Genomic DNA, 18,580 nt, shown 5'->3' with positions numbered 1-18,580 from the left:
CACGGGCTACGTACACCGCGTCGGGATAAGAATCGTCGGGCGAGGTCGGCGACAGTATACCTTTGTCGTTCCGTGACGAACGTTCACTATGTCCAGTTCCCCGTTCAAACAGCGATTCGTGCTCGACACCTCGCTGTTTCTCACCGAGGAGATCCGCCGGGAAGACGAGTCGGCCGAGGAGGCGATGCTCCGACTGCTCGATCTGATCTCGCAGGCGCGACTCCACCTCGGCATCTCGTGTTACATGCCGCCGACGATCCACGACGAACTCACGACGATGCTCGACGACCGAAACGTCGACGACAAGGTCTACGCGAAACTCAACACCTGGGTGATCCGCAAACACCCCGACCGGTACGACGTCACCATTCCCGCCAACGTCGTCTACAGTTTCGTCGACGAGATGAGCGACCGGGTCAACCGCGGCCTGCGCGTCTCCGAGGAGGCCGTCCGGCGGGCCGAGGCCTCGATGGACGAACCGCTCGACGAACACGACTACAAAACGGAAGTCGACGCAGTGATCTCTGACCTCCGCGAGAAGTACCGCAGCGCGCTCCGTAGCGGCGTCCTCGACTCGAGAGAGGACTTCGACCTGTTGATCCTCGCCCGCGAACTCGAGGCCGGCGTCGTCACCGAGGATCGGGGAATCATCGCCTGGACCGAGGACTTCGGACTGCGATACATCTACGGCAAGGAGTTTCCCGACCTGCTCACCCAGTACCTCGAGGCGGTCGACCTCGAGTCACGGACGGGCGGTGAGTGATACTACTGGACAGAACGATTTTCACTGACCGTTGTCCGTCAGTACGAGCAGCAGCTACGTCGGAAATCCGGGGTCGGTGAGGAGAGAGGAGGCCTAGATGCGGCCGACGTTCTCGACCGAGACGCTCTCGACGTCCTCGACGCCCGAGAACGACTCCTCGACGGTTTCGGTGCCGCCGGCGTCGTCGGGAACGATGACGGTCGGGTAGAGGGCGGTCAGCCCGAACGCGACTTCCTCGCGCTCGACGCCGTTGATCTTCGCGCCCTCGGGGAGGGAGCTCTCGAGGCGCTCCTGGAGCGCGTCGAGGTCGATCTCGGGGCTGTTCGGCATTACTTTGAGTTTGGCTGCGACTTTTCCCATGGTTTACGGTCCGGTGAATCCGCAGTCGGGGCACTCGTAGAGGTTGCTCTGCTTGCGACACTTCGCACAGCGGTAGATCTGTGCGCCACAGTCGGGACACTTGAACGCGGCGGCGTTGGTCCCCGCGATGTTGATCCCACAGGAGACACAGGAACGCGTCCCTCGTTCGTCCGTCGTACTCATACACCCACGTTCCGCCCGGGCGCTTTTAACCGTTGTCTTTCGAGAGCAGTGCCGTGCGTCGGCGTTTCATATAGCGAGGTGAGTATTGATCGGATACGAAATCTTATCGGCGGCTGGCCCAAACGGGCGCAGCGACGACGAACGAGAGCGTCGGTGACTACAACTCTAGATGTCCCTTACTGCCGCCTTCACGAACGCCGTGTTGCCGATTCTCGGCATCGCGGTGGTCGGATACGTCCTCGGGCGCGAAACGGAGATCGACGTCGAACCGCTGAACACCGCAGGACTCTACGTCCTCGTCCCTGCACTGGCGTTTCACAGCCTCGCCACCACGAATCTGGGCGGGGAGGCGATCGGAAAACTCGCCGTCGGCGTCGTCGGTTACGCCCTCGTGATGATGGCGATCGCGTGGACCGCCGGTCGCGCGGTCGGCGAGTCGGGAACCATCCTGAGCGCGCTCATGCTCGCCGCCGCCTTTCCCAACTCCGGGTTCGTCGGCATCCCGATCTCGGAGTTCGCCTTCGGGGAGGTCGGTCGGACGACCGCCGTGTTGTATCTCACGATCCAGAACGTCGTGGTGTACACGATCGGCGTCTACGTCGCTTCTCGAGGGACGGGAGAAGGCGGGCTGTCGGCCGTCACCGAGATCTTCCGGCTGCCGCTTCTGTACGCAGTCGTCGGCGCCGTCGTGGTCCGTGCCCTCGGCGTCGTGCCGTCGCCCGAGACGTCGATCATGGAGACGATCCAGCTCGTCGGCGACGCCTCGATCCCGGTGATGCTGCTTATCGTCGGTATCCAGCTCGCCAACACCGACGTGAGTGCCGTTTCCCGATCCGCGACGCCGTCGGTGCTGAAACTCGCCGTCGCACCCCTGATCGGCACCGCTCTCGCCCTCGTCCTCGCCTTCGAGGATCCCACGGTCGCGCGGGTGTTCGTCCTCGAGTCCGCGACGCCGACGGCCGTCATTCCCCTGGCACTGACGATCGAATACGCGAGCGACATTCGAACCGAGGGAATATCCGCGCCAGAGTACCTGAGCACCGCCATCTTCACGACGACAGCGGCGAGCGTCGTCGTGCTCACAGTGTTGATCGCCGCGTTGCAGGCCGGCGTGCCGTTCTGACCGTCGCGGACCGGTTCCTCATACTGTCGGACAACACGGTTCACACGCCGATCGCACGCGAGATCTCGTCGCCAGCGGCGACACACTCCACGCCGAAGCCGACGATATATTCACTCGGAGCGAGACGAGCCGCTATGAGCGAACGCGAGACGCAGCCGAGAAAAACCGGTATCGCGCTCGTGACGGGCGCAGCGAGTGGAATCGGACGCGAACTGACACGACAGTTCGCCCGACATGGCCACGACGTCTGTCCCGTCGACCGCGACGACGCGGGACTCGAGGCGCTCGAGGCCGACCTCGCGTCCGAACCCGGGAGCGTCGTATCGTCGATTACGGTCGACCTGACGGCGTCGGACGCCGTCGCGCGCGTCGAGGAGAGGGTCGCCGAGACGGGGCGCGTCGTCGACACGCTGGTCAACAACGCCGGCGTGCCGGTGTACGGTCGGTTCGGCGAGACCGACTGGGGCGACGAGCGGTCGATGATCCGGCTGAACGTCGAGACGGTCACGGCGCTGACCGATCGCTTCGTCGACGACATGCTCGAGCGCGGTTCCGGCCGGGTCCTCAACACGGCGTCGCTCGCGGGCGTCGTTCCGACGCCGACGGCCGCGGTCTACGGTGGGACGAAGGCGTACGTCCTCTCGTTCTCGCTCGCGCTCGCCGACGAACTGGCAGACGACGGGATCACGGTGACGGCGCTCTGTCCGGGCGAGACGGAAACGGCGTTCATGCGCCGCGGGGGGATGGAGCGGTCTGCGGTCGCATGCGGCGAGTTGCTGGATCCGGCGATGGTCGCCGAGGCGGGCTACGAGGGCCTGATGGCCGGCGAGCGAATCGTCGTGCCGGGACGGCGCGACCGGTTTCGGTATCACGTCTCGAAGTTGCTGCCCCGACGCGTCGCCGCGTGGCTCTCGCGTCGGACCTGGTCCGGATCTAGACGGTGAGCAAGAGCGGGCCGATCAGGACGCCCATGAGGTGGACGCGTCGAACGCGAAGGCGGATCGGAACCATCCCGATCGCGGCGGCGACAGCGAAGATCACGACGCCGGCGATGCCGGCGAACAGGAACGAGAGGACGACCAGGAGTGCGAGAATCGCGAGCGAGAGCCGCCAGTACCGTAGCTGGCCGACGACCTCGAGGTAGTAGTCGCCGACGGCGATCGTCAGAACGAACCCGAACAGTCCCGCGAGAAGGACGCTCCCGACCAGTACCGGGATGTTCAGCGGTGCGTTGGCGTTCTCGAACGCGACCATCACGCCCGTTCGCGGCTGGCCGATGGCGACGAGCGCGACCAGTGCGAAGATCGTGTTTGCCGTATCGACGCCGCTCGTGGCCACGACGTACCCGCGGTCGCCGCTGCCACCCGGAATCGCGAGCAGGACGGCGACGGCTGCGATCGCAGCCGAGATGCCGGGAACGTAGCCGACGACTGCGCCGGCGACCGCTCCCGCCGCGGCGGTCAGTCCGACGAGTGGCTTCGACATCGTCACTGCGGCATCGTTCTGGGGTGGCACGCCACCGCCGCGAATCGCGTCGATCAACACCGGCGCACCGAACAGGCCGGCGAAGATCGGCGCGAGGACGCCACCCGCCTCGAGCGGGGCGTCGGGCGAGAGGTCGAGCGTTACTGCGCCGAGGGTGGCAGCGAGCCCGAACGAACAGAGGCCGCCGCCGCGTCTTCGCCAGCTCGGTTCGGAGAGGACGAGACCGACCACCACGGCCGCGAGCACGAGCGAGAGGTTCGAGCGGACCGTCGGATAGACCGCCGTCACGCCCCACGTGAGCGGCACGGCCAGCGGAACGGCGGCGACGACGGCGAGGAGACTGCCGAGCGCGGAGAGACGAATCGCCTCGTATCCCCGGCCCTCGAGGACCAGTCGGTGGCCCGGCAGCGCGGTGACGGCCGTCTCGGCGTCGGGAACGCCGAGCGCCATCGCGGGAACGGCGTTCACGAAAGTGTGAACGACGCTCGCCGAGAGCATCGCGACGCCGACGAAAAGCGGTGGGCCGGGAATCGACGGCGCGACGCCGGCGAGCAAGAGCGCGAAGTTGTTGGCGTGCAGGCCGGGGATCAGACCACTCACCGACCCGAGTGCCGCTCCGGCGAGCACCCAGGCGAACACGAGAAGCGTTAGCTCCAGATCGACGACGACCTCGACCGACTGGGCGTCCATCGGACGGTCTGGACGCGCCATCGGATATATATCCTCGGTGTCGTCGGCGCGCTCCGCGGCCCCGTTCTCACGTGGTATGAGGGTGCGTAGCGGTGGTGCGTGGCGGACGCGATTTTTATCTGTTCGCACCCAGTATTGTGTTCCAGATGCATACTAACGACGGGTTCGACTACGACGTGGCAGTCGTCGGTGGCGGACCGGCAGGATTGACGAGCGCGCTGTACACGACGCGACTCGGTCACGACACGCTGGTCGTCGACCGGGGCGGCGGTCGTGCAGCGATGATGACCGACACCCACAACGTCATCGGCGTCACCGAGGAGGTCTCGGGCAACGAGTTCTTGCAAACCGCCCGCGAGCAGGTACAGGATTACGGCGCGGACGTCGAACGCGGGTTCGTCGAGGACGCGGAGACGCTCGGCGACTCGGTAGACGACGGCTTTGCCATCTCGACGGGCGACGAGACGTACCGGGTCCGGCGGCTCGTCCTCGCGACTGGCTTCTCCGACGAGCGTCCCGATCCGCCCTTGCCGCCGACCGGGCGTGGCCTCCACTGGTGTGTCCACTGTGACGCCTACATGTTCACCGACGAACCGGTCTACGTGATGGGAACGGGCGAGGCCGCCGCCTACGTCGCGATGATCATGCTGAACTTCACCGACGACGTGGACCTGTTGACCCGCGGCGACGAACCGGAGTGGAGCGACGAGGCCGACGAGATGCTGGCGAACCACCCAGTCGACGTGATCTCTGCCGAGATCACGGGCATGAACAAAGACGACGACGGCTGGCTCGAGTCCTTCGAGTTCGAGGACGGACAGGTCCGCGAGTACAAGGGCGGCTTCCCGATGTACGGGTCGGAGTACCACGCCGAGCTCGCCGACGCGCTCGCGCTCGAGCGCAACGACGACGGCACCGTCTCGGTCGACGACCACGGCCGCACGTCCGTCGACGGCGTCTACGCCGTCGGCGACCTCACGCCCGGCCACAACCAGATCCCGGTCGCGATGGGCCAGGGTGCACAGGCCGGCATCGCCATCCACATGGACCTCCGGGAGTTCCCGCGCTCGCTCGAGGAACTCGAGGAGACGGGCCCCGTAACGGAGGCGGAGGTCCCCGCGCTCTCGCCGGAACTGCTGGAGACTGCAGTCTCCCACGAGGGCCACGCGGCCGGTCCGCGTGCCGACGCCGACGAGGAAGAAGCGGCCGCCGACGACTGATACCGTCGGCCGCGAGTTATAAGATAACGTTCTGCATACCGGCTGGTATGCCTTACAAAGCACCGCGCGTGCCGTTCGTGGACTCGAGAGAGAAACTCCCGAAGGATCAGCGCCACAACTACGATCGGATCGCCGAGAGCCGTGGGGGGATCAGCGGTCCGTTCGGCGTGCTCCTGAACAGCCCCGAAGTCGCTGGACGGACGGGTCATCTGGGAGCCTATATCCGATTCGAAAGTGTTCTCCCGGGCGACGTCCGGGAACTCGCGATCCTCACGACGGCGCGGGAACACGACTGTGCGTTCGAGTGGGCATATCACGAACCGATCGCACGAGAAGAGGGCGTGAGCGGATCGATAATCGACGTCGTCAAAAACCGAGACTCGGTCGACGACCTCGACAAGCGGGAGGCGTCGATCGTCCGGTACGGTCGGGAACTGTTCAGCGAGAACGCCGTTTCCGACAGAACGTTTCAAATCGTGAACGAGTGGCTCGAAGAGACGGGCGTCACTGAACTTACGGCGACGTTCGGTTACTATAGCATGATTGCTGTCGTACTCAACGCGCTCGAGGTCCGTCCGGACGAGGAAGCGCCGTTTCCCGTGTAATCATCGAGACCACCGATCGTACGCGAGCCGTGATCGGACACTGTCGTTCGATAGTCTCTTGCCGGTAGCGACGCTGTCGCTACGTCTCCAGTACCAAAAAATCGAGGCTGTCGAAATCGGCGTCGAGCGACTTAGCCGAAGAGTTCGCCGAGGCCCTCGCCGCTGGCGTCGTCTTCTTCTTCCTCGTCGTCGTCGGTCGTGTCTGGGACGTCGCTGGTCTCTTCGACGTCTTCTTCTTCCTCGTCGGCCTCGGCAGCAGCGCCGCCGGCGGCAGCGCCGGCCGCGGGGACAGCTGCGGCCTCGGAGACGGCCTCGTCGATGTCGACGTCCTCGAGTGCGGCGACGAGCGCCTTCACACGGGACTCCTCGACGTCGACACCGGCGGCCTCGAGGACGCCGGTGATGTTGTCTTCGTTGAGCTCTTCGTCCGTTTCGTTCAGGATGAGTGCAGCGTATACGTATTCCATTGGTAGTGTCCTCCGTTATCCGAACATCGCACCGAGGCCTTCCGCGCCACCGTCGTCGTCTTCGTCGTCGTCGTCTTCGTCTTCGTCGGCGGCTTCCTCGGTCTCGTCTTGGTCGTCGGTCGATTCGTCCTCGTCGGGCTCGGCCGCGGGAGCGGCCGGTGCCTCGACGTCCTGGAGTTCCTCAGGCAGCGCCTCTTCGTCGTCGATCTGTGCAGCGAGCGCACGGAGCTGGGCGTCGGCCTTGCTCACGAGATCGGGCATGAGGTCTTCGTCCTCGATCGCGGCCTGCAGACCGAGACTCTTCGCCTCGCCTGTCGCTTTCGCGATGAGCGTCGACGCGGTCTGTGCGGTCGGGTAGCTCGCGTTGATCGAGAGGTTCTGTGCCCGCGAGGCGGCCGTCGCGACGTCGCTCTCGTAGGCCTCGACGTCGATGTCGAGGTCTTCGGGATCGAAGAGGACGCCGTCGGAGAAGACGGCACGAAGGTCGAGGCCAACCTCCTTGGGTTCGATACCGAGTTCGTTGAGGACGTTCGCGAGGTCCTGTGAGACCTCTTCGCCGGCCTCGAGGACCGTCGAGTCCTCCATGACCTGGATCGAGCCCTCTTCGATGCGGGCGTTCGCGCCGACCTGCTGGAGGTCGCCGACGAACGGCCCCGGATCGACGCCGGTGTCGCCTTCGGGAATGACGATGTCGTTCGGTGCGACCTCGCCAGCCCCGATCGGCGCTGGCGTCTTCGACGCCTCGAGTTCTCTGTAGAGCGCGAACGGGTTGTCGTTCGTCGCGATGAGGCCGACCTGTCCGCCGACGTGCTCTTTGAGATCCTCGAGTCCAGTGGCATCGAGTGCACGCTCCTGGAGCGTGTTCCGGCTGACGCGCAACTCGGCGATGCCGTGTAGATCACGGCGCATCGCCTGGAGCTGCTTCGAGGGGATGCCGGTGATGCCGACGACGCCGACGCTCTCGTAGCTCTCGATGAGCTCTTCGAGTTCGTCGACCTCCTCTCGCTTCCACTGGGGAAGGTTTTCGGTCTTGCGTTCGGCTTCGGCGCTCATTTAGGCCACCTCCACGGAGGGGCCCATCGTCGTCTTCACGAAGACGGAGTCGATGTTCTGGGGCCCCTTCTCGAGGTCTGCGTGCAGACGGCGGAGGATGACGTCGATGTTGTCGGCGATCTCCTCCGCGCCCATGTCCTCGGCACCGACGCGCGTGTGGAACGTACGGCGGTCGCGGGACCGAAGCTGCACGGTGTTTTTCATGCGGTTGACTGTCTCGACGACGTCATCGTCCGGACTGAGCGGGTCAGGCATCTTCCCCCGGGGACCCAGGATCGTACCCAGGTGCCGGGCGATGTCTTGCATCATCTCCTCTTCGGCGATGAAGAAGTCAGTCTCGTCGGCCAAGTCCTTGGCCTCGTCGTCGTCCAGATCGGCCACGTCGTCACCGGAGAGAACCTGATCCGCGACCTCTTCGGCGCGGACTGCGGTTTCGCCCTCGGCGATGACGACGATCTGAGTATCCTGGCCGGTTCCGGACGGCAGGACGACTGATTCGTCGACACGGTTCGACGGTTCGTTAAGGTCTAGGTCGCGCAGATTGATCGCGAGGTCGACCGTCTCGGTGAAGTTCCGATCTGGCGACTCCTCGAGTGCGCGAGTCACTGCTGTTTCGATATCCGAATCTGCCATCGTTCACCTCCGTAGTACGCAGGGTGTGCTCCTACGGGTCAGTGAAACAGGCATCCGCCTGTCTCCTTTGAACGAAGACGCATGGCGAACTTAAACCCGTCGAAGGGCGGAGACGAGAACGCGAGAGACGGGGTCAGGAGACTGGATCCAAAACCACTTCGTGGTCGTCCAGGGCTGGATAAACCGGTCCACGCCTCGATCGCACTCGACGGCCACATCACGGACGACCGGTCGCGAGACGCGTCGAGTGTTCACTGACGGTCGTCCGATACGATCACTCCTCGGTCGTACTCTGAATCTGTAACGGTTCCTCGTCTTCGGTTCGCATCCACTCGAGTTCGAACTCGATGCTCCGTTCGACGCCGCCCTCGTCGGGTTCGTCTTCGATCTCGAGTTCGAACTCGACCGTCTCGGGTGGGTTGACGACGACCGTCTCCGGCCCGACCTCGAACTCGAGTTCGTCCGTGCCGCGGAGACTCTTGGCGAAGTCCTCGAGGTGGTCGGCGATCTGATCGCGGGTGAGGTCGCGTTCGTACTCGAATTCGTCTTCCTCGGACATGCGATCTCTCCTACCACGGCCGCCGACGTAAAGTCAATCCCGACACGCTCTACGGTCCCTGGTGAGTCGCTGACAGGGGAGGTCATGTCCTTCGACTATAATTTTTATACGTCGTGAAATGAATCAAAACCGAAATTTACTTTGGGTAGACGATGTATGATACTGATATGTGGCCATTAGAACTAAGTATTTTGACGGCAGAGCGAGCGGTCGACACTGCCGCGTACGCCGGGTTTCAGGGTAGCGTAATGGGGTTTTACGGCGATTTTAGCGCCATCGAACGCGCTGCGTTTCACTTCGGCGTGACGCTGCTGGTCGGACTGGTCGTACTGGGACTCGTGCAAGAACACGGGCGCCAGACGGTCGACACGAGCCAGCGAAGCCCCGTAATCTCGACCATCGTCGGCGTGCCAGCGGCGCTCGCGCTGTCGTCGCTGCTTTACTTCGGGTACCTGCTCGCCGACTCGAGTCTGGGCGTCTTCTTTGCGGTGCCACTCGTCGTGCTCGGACTCGCGTTTCTTCCGACGTGGACCGCACTCGGGTTCGTCGCACTGGGGGGGTACGTCTCGCGTCGATTCGGCAGCGAAAAGCTGTCGGTCTGGTTGCTCGTCGGCAGTCTCACGAGTGCCGTCGGCGCACTCGCAGCGCCGTACGGATTCGTGATCGTGGCGCTCGCGGCCGTCGTCGGCGTCGGGGCTGGCGTGCGATCGATCATCGGCTCCGACGGCGTCGGCCACGGCGAGGAGCGAGTCGTTCCACCCGCGAACAAGATTTGACTACTGACGCGCTGTCTCGTTGAGAAACGGAGAAAGACGTTTCCTCGCGATTCCTGTAGTAGATAGAGATGGGTACGTTCGCGAATCGGCTCGAGGGATCGTCGCTGACGCCGTTGCACTGGTTCGCTATCCTGCTCGCGGCGACGAGCGGCCTCGTTCACCTCGTCCTGGGAGTCGGCTTCCTCCCACATCCGATGGGTGTCACGTTCGTCCTCGCAGCCGGCGGGTTCTTCGGCGCGATCGTACTGGTGATACTCGACGTTCGCCGGCAACTCCTCTACTTCGTCGGGATCCCCTATACGGGCGTCCAGATCGTCCTCTGGTACGCCGTCAACCAGCCGGGGTCGGTCGCCGACCTTACGACTGCTGGCGTCGTCGACAAGATCGCACAGGCCCTCTTGATCGTCGCCCTGGTAGTACTCTACTACCGTGGCACGTGATCGCCCACACCGCCGCTATCGGGAACGCGAACGGAACTCGGAGCCGTCCGTGCTCGGACCAGCACGGCGGTTCTCCGGCCGACTGTCGGTCGTGATCCGGGAGTACCTCGGCCGACCGCTACAACGGCGAGTTCCGCTTTGGGTCCTCCGGGTCTACCACCGGTTGCGACGTGCCGGACAGCCAGCGAAGTACACCGACGCGGACCCGTTCTCGCTTCGGTGGGTCGACCCCGCGACGATCCAACGCAGTATCCTCGAGACGGCACCCGACCGTCCACAGTGGGGACGCGTCCAGGGCGGTGACTGGGACCGCAGGTGGGAGCCGTTCGGTGAACGCCCCGTTCCGCGAGCGATCGTCGAACACTTCGAGGACGGACGTCCCTGGCGGAAGACACCGCTGTACGACCACTTCGCCGACCAACTTCGCCGATTCAACTCGGCGTGGGACTACACGTCGATGGAGGCGTTCGATCGCCGGTGTGAGGAGATCGAAGCGCTCTACCGGTCGATCCGCGAGCACGGCTACCGCAGCCAGCGCGAACTCGCGGCTCTCGAGGACGCGGCCACCACTCGCGTCTCGCCGTTCGACGAGATTGCCGTCGACGTCGGCCGGGACGGCGAGTTCCTGTGGCGGTCGTACGGCCAACACCGCCTCGCGATCGCGAAACTACTCGAGATCGAGTCCGTACCCGTCGTCGTTCACCGTCGTCATCGACGCTGGCAGGCGGTTCGTAACGCGGTGCGCCGCGGTGCCGCTCCGACCCGCGACGGGACCCGACGACGTCTCGACCATCCCGACCTTCGGCCGCTCGTTCGCGGGCGTGGTGAGACGCCGTGAGCGAGGCGTCTTGGCTTCCCGGAACTCGCCGCGTGCGGCGGCAGTGGTCGCTCGCGGTGACGATCTGTGCGATCGTCGGTGTCGGCGTCGGCGCCGTCCTCCACCAACTGTTCCCGGCGGTCGTCTCGGGCGGCTTCCTGCTCGCGACCGGCGGCGTCCTCGTGGTCGAACTGATCGTCTTCGGCTGGCTGTTCGAACAGGTAGCCGACGCGAGAGACCCGCAACGACTCTCGGTCGCGACCGCGATAACGATCGGACGCGCGGGCGTGCTCGCGGCGTTCGCGGGCTTTCTCGCGTCCGGTCGGCCCAGCGGCGCACTCGTCTGGTTCCCCGGGACGCTGTTCGCGACTGCCGCCCTCCTCGACGGAGTCGACGGAGCCGTCGCTCGAGCAACGAACTGCGTCAGCGAACTCGGGGATCGACTGGACCGGGAGGTCGACGCGCTCATCGTCCTCGTCGGGGCCGTATTCGCCGTCGCCGAGGGGGTCGCCCCGGTCGGCTACCTCGTCGTCGGTTTCGGACGGTACGGCTTCTTGCTGGGCATCTTATGGCGGCAGCGACGGGGGAGACCGGTCGAGCCGCTCCCGCCGAGTCTCGTCAGACGTGCGATCGGGACGACGCAGTTCGTCGCCATCTGGCTGGCGCTGCTTCCAGTGCCGGGCCGCGACCTGTCGCGGACGCTGACGATGGTCGCGGCGATCCCGTTTCTCCTCAGTTTCGCCCGCGACTGGCTGGCGATCACCGGGCGACGATAGCAGAGCTCGGCGTTCCAGGCGTCGACCGCGATGGGGTCGACGTATCAGTCGTTGCAACCCGGACAAATGCCCAAGTAACCGCGCGTGGAACCGTGGTCACAGTGACAGGACATCACCATCGTTCCGGGACCGGCGAACGGCCGATCGCCTCGCGGCTCGAGGGCCGATGACGGCTCGCAGACTCCGCTTTACCGGCCCCGAGAGCGTCGAGGTCGAACGACGGGCGGTCCCGGACCCCGGCCCGTCGGAGGTTCGCGTCGAGACCGACGTCTCGGCCGTCAGCGCGGGCACCGAGGGACTGATCTACCGCGGGGAAGCGCCGACCGATCTCCCCTCCGACGAGACGATCGACGCACTCGAGGGCGACCTCTCGTTTCCACTCACCTACGGCTACGCCGCGGTCGGTCGGGTCACCGCCGCGGGAGCCGACGTCGACGACGAGTGGCTCGAGCGTCGCGTCTTCGCGTACAATCCACACGAGAGTCACTTCGTCGCCGACCCAGAGACGCTCGTTCCGGTTCCGGACGGCATTTCGACGCGGACAGCCGCACTGTTTGCCAACGCCGAGACCGCGGTCACGCTCGTCCTCGACGGCCAGCCGGCGATCGGTGAACGGGTGGTCGTCTTCGGACAGGGCGTCGTCGGCCTCCTCACGACGGCGCTGCTGGCCCACTCGCCGGTCGAGACGCTCGTCACGGTCGATCGACTCGAGCGTCGGCGGTCGGTCGGCGAGACGTTCGGCGCTGATCGGGCGGTCGATCCGGCAGACGACATCCCGACGAGGATCGAGTCGATCGCGGGCGGGCGCGCCGACCTCACCTACGAGGTTTCGGGCGATCCCGACGCGCTGAACGACGCCGTCGCGACGACCGGCTTCGACGGCCGCGTGATCGTCGGCTCCTGGTACGGGACGAAGTCGGCCGACCTCGACCTCGGTGGGCGATTTCACCGCGACCGGATCGCCGTCCGGAGCAGCCAGGTGAGCACCATCGCGCCGCGACACGAGGGACGGTGGTCTCGCGAGCGCCGCCACGACGTCGCCTGGTCGTGGCTCCGTCGACTCGACCTCGAGGACCTGCTCACCCACGAACTGCCGATCGAACGGGCCGACGAGGCGTATCGGCTGCTCGAGGATCGACCCGACGAGGCGATCCAGGTACTGTTGACCTACGAGTAGCGCTCGTCGGTGCGAGCGCGAGCGACGCCGCTCGGTCACCTATCAGCGTGTGAGGGGACACCTTGGCGTTAAGACGCTGGCTGCCGTGTGCGGGAGTATGTACTCGGTCGGCGTCTCCCGATCGTTCGTCGCCCAGCACTATCTGACGGTGCCGGATCCCGGCCCAGAAGGAACCCTCCACTCGCACCACTACACGGTCGAGGCGACCTTTCGAGGACCACGGCTCGACGAGTTCGGCTACCTCGTCGACATCGACGACGTGAACGCAGCGATCGACGACCTCGTCGAACGCTATCGCGACGAAACGCTCAACGACCTGCCCGCGTTCGAGGGGTTGAACCCGAGCGTCGAGCACTTCGCCCGGATCTTCGGCGATCGGCTGTGCGAGTCGCTCGAGCCGGAGACGGCGACGGAACTCCGAGTCGCCATGCGAGAGGACGACGTCGCACGCGTCGTCCACGAGCGGGCGCTCTAGAGGCGATGCACGTCGGACTCGTCGTCTACGGCGGACTCGACCGGACCTCCGGCGGATTTCGGTACGACCGGAAGCTGGTCGACTTCCTCCGGGCGCGTGGCGACGACGTCGAGGTGCTCGCGTTGCCGTGGCGGACCTACCCGCGACACCTCGCCGACGCGTTCTCGAGGTCGCTTCGCTCGCGGCTGAATCGGCCGTTCGACGTGCTGTTACAGGACGAACTGTGTCACCCATCGCTGTGGCGACACAATCCTCGACTCGATCGGCCGGGTTCGATCGTCGCGGTCGTCCACCACCTGCGTACCGACGAGCAGACGCGACTACCCGCGCTCGCTCGAGCGATCGAGCGGCGGTACCTCGAGGGTGTCGACGCCGCGATCTGTCCGAGTCGGCACACGCGCGATCGAACGACCGATCTCGCGTCGGTCCCGACGCTGGTCGCGCCGCCCGGTGGCCGGGTCGGCGACGCGGCCCTCTCGCCGCAGGCGGTGACGGCCAGGGCAGAGCGCGGTCCGCTTCGCGTCGCGTTCGTGGGGAACCTGATCCCGCGGAAGGGGGCGACGACGCTGCTCTCCGCGCTCGCTCGCGTCGACCGCGAGTACGGGTGGCGACTGACCGTCGTCGGGAGCCACGACGCCGACCCGGCGTACGCTCGAGCGGTCCGGAATCGTGCCGTCGCGCTCGGAGTCGCCGACCGCGTCGCGTTCACGGGCGACGTGCCTGCGAGCGACCTCGAGGCGATCCTCGAACGGAGTCACGTCCTCGCCGTACCCGCCCGCCACGAGGGGTTCGGGATGGTCTATCTCGAGGCGATGGAGTACGGCGTCGTTCCGATCGCGAGCGCCGTCGGCGGTGCCAGCGAGGTCGTTGCGGACGGGCGAAACGGGTTCCTCGTCTCGCCAGACCGGCCCCGTCGGATCGCCGGCCGTCTCGAGGCACTCGCCGGCGACCGCGACCGTCTCGGATCACTCGGCGTGGCGGCGCTCGAGACGGCGGCCGACCGCCCGAAGTGGGACGAGACGATGGCGCGAGTGCGATCGTTCCTTCGCACGCGCGTCGAAGCCGATCGCGATCGCGACGACGCGTCCGTCGCGAGCGGAGAGACGAGAGGGACGCGAACGGTGGCGGGTGACTCGCCGTGACCGACGCTGTCCAGGCGTTCCTGGCGAGCAAGCGGACCGTCGACGACCGCGCACTAAACCGACGCGTTCTCGAGCAGTTCAGTACCGGGCTCGCGAGGCGGCAGCGAGACGGATCGGGGACGGCCGAGCCGGTTCGGATCGTCGAGTTCGGTGCTGGCGTCGGCACGATGATCGCCCGCCTCGCGTCGTGGGGGCACCTCCCGGATCGCGTCTCCTACCGGGCGATCGATCGCAACGAGGAGACCATCGCGTACGCCCGCGAGCACCTTCCGGCGTGGCTCGAGGACGCGGGATACGAGGTGAGCCGATCCGACGACGGCCTGCTCGCCCGGTCGGGGAAGCGACGGCTCGAGGTACACCTCGAGGTCGGGGACGCGCTCGCGGTGACCGGCGAGGAGACTGCCGCAGACGCCGTCGTCGCGGCGGCGTTTCTCGACGTCGTCGACCTCGAGACGGCGCTTTCGGCGGCGCGCGAGCAGCTGGCCGACGACGGACTACTGTACGCGCCGATCACGTTCGACGGCGGGACGACGTTCGTGCCACCCCATCCGCTCGACGAACGGGTCGAGCGACTCTACCACCGGCACATGGACGAGGTTCGCGACCAGCCGGGGAGTAGCCAGGCAGGACGCGACCTGCTGACCGCGCTACCTGACGCGGGATACGACGTGCTCGCTGCCGGCGGCGCAGACTGGATCGTCAGACCACGCGAGGGCGCGTACCCACACGACGAGTCGACGTTTCTCGAGTCTCTACTCGAGACGATCGACGGGGCGCTGGCCGACTACCCCGAGACCGAACTCGACGCCACGAGCCGGCGGCAGTGGCTCGAGACGCGACGCGACCAGCTCGAGCGGGGTGAACTCGTGCTCGTGGCACACCACCTCGACGTCCTCGCTCGCGCGTAACGTCGCGAAACTCGACATGGACCTGACTACGCTTTCCGTCCTCCCCGCCGTACTCGCCACATGTCTCGCAGGCGTTCACGCGTTCGCCGGCCGGGCGAGCCGCCTCGGCGAGGTACCCCGCAGTCAGTGGCTGTCCGTCGCCGGCGGTGCGGCCGTCGCCTACGTGTTCGTCCACCTCCTTCCCGAGGTTGGCGAGGCTGCGCGGACGGTGGTCGAAACGCTCGCCGTCCCGGTGACGCTGCTCGAGCGACACGTCTACGTCGTCGCGCTGGTCGGCTTCGTCACGTTCTACGGCCTCGAACGGTACGCGGCCGTGGCCTCCGGTCGGAAGGGAGCGGGGGGAAGGCGCATCGACGCCGGCAGCGAACGCACCCGATTCTGGATTCACGTAGGATCGTTCGCCGTCTACAACGCCCTCATCGGCTACCTCCTCGTCCACCGAGAGGCTCCCGGCGCGCTCGGCCTCGTCCTGTACGCGACCGCGATGGGGCTACACATGCTCGTCAACGACTACGGACTACGGGGCCATTACGGGGACGCGTACCACCGGGTCGGGCGCTGGCTGCTCGCGGGTTCCGTCCTCGTCGGCACCGCCGTCGGTTATCTCACCGTCGTCCACGAGGCGGCAATCGCACTCGCGCTCTCCTTTCTCGCCGGCGGCGTCGTCCTCAACGTCATCAAAGAAGAGCTGCCGGCCGAACGCGAGAGTCGGTTCGGCGCGTTCGCGGCCGGTGCAGGGAGCTACGCGGCGTTGTTGCTGGTCGTCTGATGGCGTCTGCCGTACCCGCATTGCCAGAGAACGACAGAGGAAAAACGAACGCCGGTCGCCGTCGGTCGGAGCCTCGGACGTTACTCGACGAGGACGTCGTCGAACTCGCCCGCGTCGACTTTCTCTTTGAACTCGCGTGCGTTCTCGCCTTCGATGGTGACGCCCATCGAGGCGCAGGTTCCGACGACCTCCTTGGCCGCGTTCTTGGTGTCGTAGGCGAGCAGGTCGGTCTGCTTCTGCTCGGCGATCGTCTTGACCTGGTCGATCGAGAGGTCGGCGACGAAGTCCTTCTGGGGTTCGCCGCTGCCGGTCTCGAAGCCAGCCTCGTCTTTGATCAGTGCGGCCGTCGGCGGAACGCCGACGTCGATCTCGTAGGAACCGTCGTCTTCGTACTCGACGGTGACGGGCACTTCGGTGCCGTCGAAGGCGGCGGTCTGCTCGTTGATGTCGTTGACGACCGCCTGTACGTCGACGGGCGTCGGTCCGAGCTCGGGACCGAGCGGCGGGCCAGGGTTGGCCTGGCCACCCGGAACGAGCACTTCGATGGTTCCAGCCATACCCGATAGAATCCCCGCGCGAGTTTTAAGGGTTGCTTTTTCGGGCAGTCGTCATCGACGACCGGACGGATTCGAACGACGGTCGGCGACCGCTGCGAGCAGCGTGTAAATCGTTTCAGTTGTTACTGTAGTTACGCGACGGTGTCGTCGCGCCACTCGGCGAACGACTCGAGGACGTCGTCCTCGTCGAATCGCTCGATACAGGGGACGTCGTGCGGGTGGATCTCCTGGACGTGGTCGACGAGGTCGTCGTACGCGTCGTGGGTCGTCTTCACCAGCAAGAGGGCCTCTTCCTCCCGGTGGACCTCACCCTCCCACCGGTAGGTCGACCGGATCGGGAGGTGGTTGACGCAGGCGGCGAGTCGTTCCTCGAGGAGCGTCTCGACGATGTCGTCCGCGGCGGGAATCGGCGCGGTGATGTAGACCGTCGGCATGGTCGTCGGCTACGAGAGACGCGAGGAAAAACGTGTGGAGAGATCGTACCCGTGCGCCGCTACGGTCGCCGGTCGAGTAGCCGGACGATCGATCGCAGAGTCGCCGTCAGTGGCCGTCGAGTGGATTGAACGTCCCGTTGATGTCCCACTCGTGGATGCAGTGGGGATTCCCGGTCAGCTTCTCGCCGTCCTCGCGGACGAGTTGCCAGGCGTCGAGTTCTTCGTCCCATCGCTCGCGTCGGCCACATCGTTCGCACTCGCGTACAGTCGGTTTCTTCAGTTGTGCGCTCATTATCGGGTATGAGAACTGGACACATATAACCGTGTTCGTGTCCGGCAAGGTCTGCCACCACGGCGCACTCGTGCGATCTCGAGTGACGACCCCCGACGCTCAAGGCCGATGGCGTAGAAGTCGGTCACTGGACGAACTGGAGACGAACTCGAGCGACCCCTGCCGACACACCACGATGGCGTTCGTCCGACGGAGACACGCCATGCCGACGCGCCGACGGACCGTTACGACGCTGTTCGCTGGACTGAGCGCCTGCTGTGCCGGCTGTCTCGACGAGGAGGCCGATCAGGACGAGCAACCGACCGACGACGAAACCGGCAACGCCACCGACGGCGGTGGCAGTGCCGACACACCACCCGAGGACACGACCATGCAACTCGACGCACCCGACATCGACGACGGCGAATCGATCCCGACCGAGTACACCTGCGACGGTGCGGACGTCTCGCCGCAACTCGAGGTCGACGGCGTCCCGGACGACGCCGCGGCGCTCGCCATCGTCGTCGACGATCCGGACGCTCCGGCGGGCGTGTTCACCCACTGGACGCTCTGGAACCTCCCGCCGTCGACGACCGAGGTGCCGCGGGAGGTCCCGACCGAACCGGAACCCGCCGACCTCGAGGGCGCACGGCAGGGCGAGAACGACTTCGGCGAGGTCGGCTACCGGGGGCCGTGCCCGCCGGAGGGCGACGGGCCACACAGGTACCGGTTTACCCTCTATGCACTCGAGTCCGAACTCGCCCTCGAGGGCGGCGCGACGGTCGACGAGGCGACCGACGCGATCGACGGCGAATCGACGGCGTCGACGACGCTCGCCGCGACGTACGAACGGTGACCGACGCGTCGATTTCACGTCCGGCCCAGGGGCGACGGCCG

25 protein-coding genes are annotated in these 18,580 nt (G+C 66.0%); 15 read left to right on the top strand and 10 right to left on the bottom strand.

Going from position 1 to position 18,580, the window contains the following annotated elements; all coding sequences use genetic code 11:
* The first annotated feature begins 88 nt into the window (after positions 1-88).
* Positions 89-763 carry an RNA ligase partner protein gene (locus MU558_RS16315; RefSeq protein ID WP_246969066.1) on the top strand — a complete coding sequence of 225 codons (675 nt, stop codon included), beginning with the start codon at positions 89-91 and terminating at the stop codon, positions 761-763.
* 93 nt (positions 764-856) lie between these two features.
* Here MU558_RS16315 and MU558_RS16310 read toward each other — a convergent pair whose 3' ends face one another.
* Positions 857-1,123: an elongation factor 1-beta gene (locus MU558_RS16310; RefSeq protein WP_246969063.1), complete on the bottom strand. Its 267-nt coding sequence runs from the start codon at positions 1,121-1,123 to the stop codon at positions 857-859.
* A gap of 3 nt (positions 1,124-1,126) precedes the next feature.
* Positions 1,127-1,306, bottom strand: a complete 180-nt coding sequence (locus MU558_RS16305) for an HVO_2753 family zinc finger protein (RefSeq protein ID WP_246969060.1) — start codon at positions 1,304-1,306, stop codon at positions 1,127-1,129.
* Positions 1,307-1,475: 169 nt separating this feature from the next.
* Between MU558_RS16305 and MU558_RS16300 the strand changes: the two genes are divergently transcribed.
* Positions 1,476-2,429, top strand: coding sequence for an AEC family transporter (locus tag MU558_RS16300; RefSeq protein ID WP_246969045.1), 954 nt, complete (start codon positions 1,476-1,478; stop codon positions 2,427-2,429).
* 134 nt (positions 2,430-2,563) lie between these two features.
* On the top strand, positions 2,564-3,373 hold the full coding sequence (locus MU558_RS16295; RefSeq protein WP_246969042.1) for an SDR family NAD(P)-dependent oxidoreductase: 810 nt from the start codon (positions 2,564-2,566) through the stop codon (positions 3,371-3,373).
* Here MU558_RS16295 and MU558_RS16290 read toward each other — a convergent pair.
* Entirely contained in the window at positions 3,363-4,604 is a 1,242-nt protein-coding gene (locus MU558_RS16290; protein WP_246969039.1) for a tripartite tricarboxylate transporter permease, read from the bottom strand. The genes MU558_RS16295 and MU558_RS16290 overlap by 11 nt on opposite strands.
* Before the next feature lie 146 nt (positions 4,605-4,750).
* On the opposite strand from MU558_RS16290, the gene MU558_RS16285 reads away from it, so the two are divergent.
* Together MU558_RS16285 and MU558_RS16280 are read left to right on the top strand one after the other, a co-directional pair.
* Positions 4,751-5,824: an NAD(P)/FAD-dependent oxidoreductase gene (locus tag MU558_RS16285; protein ID WP_246969036.1), complete on the top strand. Its 1,074-nt coding sequence runs from the start codon at positions 4,751-4,753 to the stop codon at positions 5,822-5,824.
* Positions 5,825-5,871: 47 nt separating this feature from the next.
* The gene (locus MU558_RS16280; RefSeq protein WP_246969033.1) at positions 5,872-6,429 is read left to right on the top strand and encodes a carboxymuconolactone decarboxylase family protein; all 558 of its coding nucleotides are present in this window, start codon (positions 5,872-5,874) and stop codon (positions 6,427-6,429) included.
* A 131-nt stretch (positions 6,430-6,560) separates the two neighbouring features.
* Here MU558_RS16280 and rpl12p read toward each other — a convergent pair whose 3' ends face one another.
* From rpl12p to MU558_RS16260, 4 genes are all read right to left on the bottom strand, one after another.
* Positions 6,561-6,896 (bottom strand): 50S ribosomal protein P1, encoded by a 336-nt coding sequence (gene rpl12p / locus MU558_RS16275; protein WP_246969030.1) that lies wholly within the window; start codon positions 6,894-6,896, stop codon positions 6,561-6,563.
* A 15-nt stretch (positions 6,897-6,911) separates the two neighbouring features.
* Positions 6,912-7,949 (bottom strand): 50S ribosomal protein L10, encoded by a 1,038-nt coding sequence (locus tag MU558_RS16270; protein WP_246969027.1) that lies wholly within the window; start codon positions 7,947-7,949, stop codon positions 6,912-6,914.
* Entirely contained in the window at positions 7,950-8,582 is a 633-nt protein-coding gene (locus MU558_RS16265) for a 50S ribosomal protein L1 (RefSeq protein ID WP_246969024.1), read from the bottom strand.
* A gap of 274 nt (positions 8,583-8,856) precedes the next feature.
* Positions 8,857-9,141, bottom strand: coding sequence for an amphi-Trp domain-containing protein (locus MU558_RS16260; protein WP_246969021.1), 285 nt, complete (start codon positions 9,139-9,141; stop codon positions 8,857-8,859).
* 191 nt (positions 9,142-9,332) lie between these two features.
* Here MU558_RS16260 and MU558_RS16255 point away from each other — a divergent pair, with 191 nt between their 5' ends.
* From MU558_RS16255 to MU558_RS16215, 9 genes are all read left to right on the top strand, one after another.
* The gene (locus MU558_RS16255; protein WP_246969018.1) at positions 9,333-9,917 is read left to right on the top strand and encodes an ABC transporter permease subunit; all 585 of its coding nucleotides are present in this window, start codon (positions 9,333-9,335) and stop codon (positions 9,915-9,917) included.
* Between the two features lie 68 nt (positions 9,918-9,985).
* Positions 9,986-10,357 (top strand): DUF7475 family protein, encoded by a 372-nt coding sequence (locus MU558_RS16250; RefSeq protein WP_246969015.1) that lies wholly within the window; start codon positions 9,986-9,988, stop codon positions 10,355-10,357.
* Positions 10,347-11,195, top strand: coding sequence for a ParB N-terminal domain-containing protein (locus tag MU558_RS16245; RefSeq protein WP_246969012.1), 849 nt, complete (start codon positions 10,347-10,349; stop codon positions 11,193-11,195). The genes MU558_RS16250 and MU558_RS16245 overlap by 11 nt, the downstream gene beginning before the upstream one ends.
* A complete protein-coding gene (locus MU558_RS16240) occupies positions 11,192-11,950 on the top strand; it encodes a CDP-alcohol phosphatidyltransferase family protein (protein WP_246968998.1) in 759 nt (252 codons plus the stop codon). Before MU558_RS16245 ends, MU558_RS16240 begins: the two co-directional genes overlap by 4 nt.
* 166 nt (positions 11,951-12,116) lie before the next feature.
* Positions 12,117-13,127 (top strand): zinc-binding dehydrogenase, encoded by a 1,011-nt coding sequence (locus MU558_RS16235; RefSeq protein WP_246968995.1) that lies wholly within the window; start codon positions 12,117-12,119, stop codon positions 13,125-13,127.
* Positions 13,128-13,224: 97 nt separating this feature from the next.
* Positions 13,225-13,602, top strand: a complete 378-nt coding sequence (locus tag MU558_RS16230; RefSeq protein ID WP_246968992.1) for a 6-pyruvoyl trahydropterin synthase family protein — start codon at positions 13,225-13,227, stop codon at positions 13,600-13,602.
* 5 nt (positions 13,603-13,607) lie between these two features.
* Positions 13,608-14,744: a glycosyltransferase family 4 protein gene (locus MU558_RS16225; protein WP_246968989.1), complete on the top strand. Its 1,137-nt coding sequence runs from the start codon at positions 13,608-13,610 to the stop codon at positions 14,742-14,744.
* Positions 14,741-15,652 (top strand): class I SAM-dependent methyltransferase, encoded by a 912-nt coding sequence (locus MU558_RS16220; RefSeq protein ID WP_246968986.1) that lies wholly within the window; start codon positions 14,741-14,743, stop codon positions 15,650-15,652. The genes MU558_RS16225 and MU558_RS16220 overlap by 4 nt, the downstream gene beginning before the upstream one ends.
* Before the next feature lie 16 nt (positions 15,653-15,668).
* Positions 15,669-16,421, top strand: coding sequence for a hypothetical protein (locus tag MU558_RS16215; RefSeq protein ID WP_246968983.1), 753 nt, complete (start codon positions 15,669-15,671; stop codon positions 16,419-16,421).
* Between the two features lie 80 nt (positions 16,422-16,501).
* Here MU558_RS16215 and MU558_RS16210 read toward each other — a convergent pair whose 3' ends face one another.
* The 3 genes from MU558_RS16210 to MU558_RS16200 form a co-directional block, all read right to left on the bottom strand.
* A complete protein-coding gene (locus tag MU558_RS16210) occupies positions 16,502-16,978 on the bottom strand; it encodes a 50S ribosomal protein L11 (RefSeq protein ID WP_246968967.1) in 477 nt (158 codons plus the stop codon).
* Between the two features lie 131 nt (positions 16,979-17,109).
* Positions 17,110-17,412 (bottom strand): divalent-cation tolerance protein CutA, encoded by a 303-nt coding sequence (gene cutA, locus MU558_RS16205; protein WP_246968963.1) that lies wholly within the window; start codon positions 17,410-17,412, stop codon positions 17,110-17,112.
* A gap of 106 nt (positions 17,413-17,518) precedes the next feature.
* Positions 17,519-17,704, bottom strand: a complete 186-nt coding sequence (locus MU558_RS16200; protein ID WP_246968960.1) for an HEWD family protein — start codon at positions 17,702-17,704, stop codon at positions 17,519-17,521.
* A 202-nt stretch (positions 17,705-17,906) separates the two neighbouring features.
* Between MU558_RS16200 and MU558_RS16195 the strand changes: the two genes are divergently transcribed.
* The gene (locus MU558_RS16195) at positions 17,907-18,539 is read left to right on the top strand and encodes a YbhB/YbcL family Raf kinase inhibitor-like protein (protein ID WP_246968957.1); all 633 of its coding nucleotides are present in this window, start codon (positions 17,907-17,909) and stop codon (positions 18,537-18,539) included.
* Positions 18,540-18,580: the final 41 nt, after the last annotated feature.

It is taken from the genome of Natribaculum luteum, from assembly GCF_023008545.1.
Taxonomy (GTDB): Archaea; Halobacteriota; Halobacteria; order Halobacteriales; family Natrialbaceae; genus Natribaculum; species Natribaculum luteum.
Note: the sequence above shows the minus strand (reverse complement) of the source record. Positions and strands in the feature narration are given on the sequence as shown.

Coding starts and splice junctions, on each gene's coding strand:
- MU558_RS16315 (WP_246969066.1), top strand. CDS start 89: ATGTCCAGTTCCCCGTTCAAACAGCGATTCGTGCTCGACACCTCGCTG.
- MU558_RS16310 (WP_246969063.1), bottom strand. CDS start 1,123: ATGGGAAAAGTCGCAGCCAAACTCAAAGTAATGCCGAACAGCCCCGAG.
- MU558_RS16305 (WP_246969060.1), bottom strand. CDS start 1,306: ATGAGTACGACGGACGAACGAGGGACGCGTTCCTGTGTCTCCTGTGGG.
- MU558_RS16300 (WP_246969045.1), top strand. CDS start 1,476: ATGTCCCTTACTGCCGCCTTCACGAACGCCGTGTTGCCGATTCTCGGC.
- MU558_RS16295 (WP_246969042.1), top strand. CDS start 2,564: ATGAGCGAACGCGAGACGCAGCCGAGAAAAACCGGTATCGCGCTCGTG.
- MU558_RS16290 (WP_246969039.1), bottom strand. CDS start 4,604: ATGGACGCCCAGTCGGTCGAGGTCGTCGTCGATCTGGAGCTAACGCTT.
- MU558_RS16285 (WP_246969036.1), top strand. CDS start 4,751: ATGCATACTAACGACGGGTTCGACTACGACGTGGCAGTCGTCGGTGGC.
- MU558_RS16280 (WP_246969033.1), top strand. CDS start 5,872: ATGCCTTACAAAGCACCGCGCGTGCCGTTCGTGGACTCGAGAGAGAAA.
- rpl12p (WP_246969030.1), bottom strand. CDS start 6,896: ATGGAATACGTATACGCTGCACTCATCCTGAACGAAACGGACGAAGAG.
- MU558_RS16270 (WP_246969027.1), bottom strand. CDS start 7,949: ATGAGCGCCGAAGCCGAACGCAAGACCGAAAACCTTCCCCAGTGGAAG.
- MU558_RS16265 (WP_246969024.1), bottom strand. CDS start 8,582: ATGGCAGATTCGGATATCGAAACAGCAGTGACTCGCGCACTCGAGGAG.
- MU558_RS16260 (WP_246969021.1), bottom strand. CDS start 9,141: ATGTCCGAGGAAGACGAATTCGAGTACGAACGCGACCTCACCCGCGAT.
- MU558_RS16250 (WP_246969015.1), top strand. CDS start 9,986: ATGGGTACGTTCGCGAATCGGCTCGAGGGATCGTCGCTGACGCCGTTG.
- MU558_RS16235 (WP_246968995.1), top strand. CDS start 12,117: ATGACGGCTCGCAGACTCCGCTTTACCGGCCCCGAGAGCGTCGAGGTC.
- MU558_RS16230 (WP_246968992.1), top strand. CDS start 13,225: ATGTACTCGGTCGGCGTCTCCCGATCGTTCGTCGCCCAGCACTATCTG.
- MU558_RS16225 (WP_246968989.1), top strand. CDS start 13,608: ATGCACGTCGGACTCGTCGTCTACGGCGGACTCGACCGGACCTCCGGC.
- MU558_RS16215 (WP_246968983.1), top strand. CDS start 15,669: ATGGACCTGACTACGCTTTCCGTCCTCCCCGCCGTACTCGCCACATGT.
- MU558_RS16210 (WP_246968967.1), bottom strand. CDS start 16,978: ATGGCTGGAACCATCGAAGTGCTCGTTCCGGGTGGCCAGGCCAACCCT.
- cutA (WP_246968963.1), bottom strand. CDS start 17,412: ATGCCGACGGTCTACATCACCGCGCCGATTCCCGCCGCGGACGACATC.
- MU558_RS16200 (WP_246968960.1), bottom strand. CDS start 17,704: ATGAGCGCACAACTGAAGAAACCGACTGTACGCGAGTGCGAACGATGT.
- MU558_RS16195 (WP_246968957.1), top strand. CDS start 17,907: ATGCCGACGCGCCGACGGACCGTTACGACGCTGTTCGCTGGACTGAGC.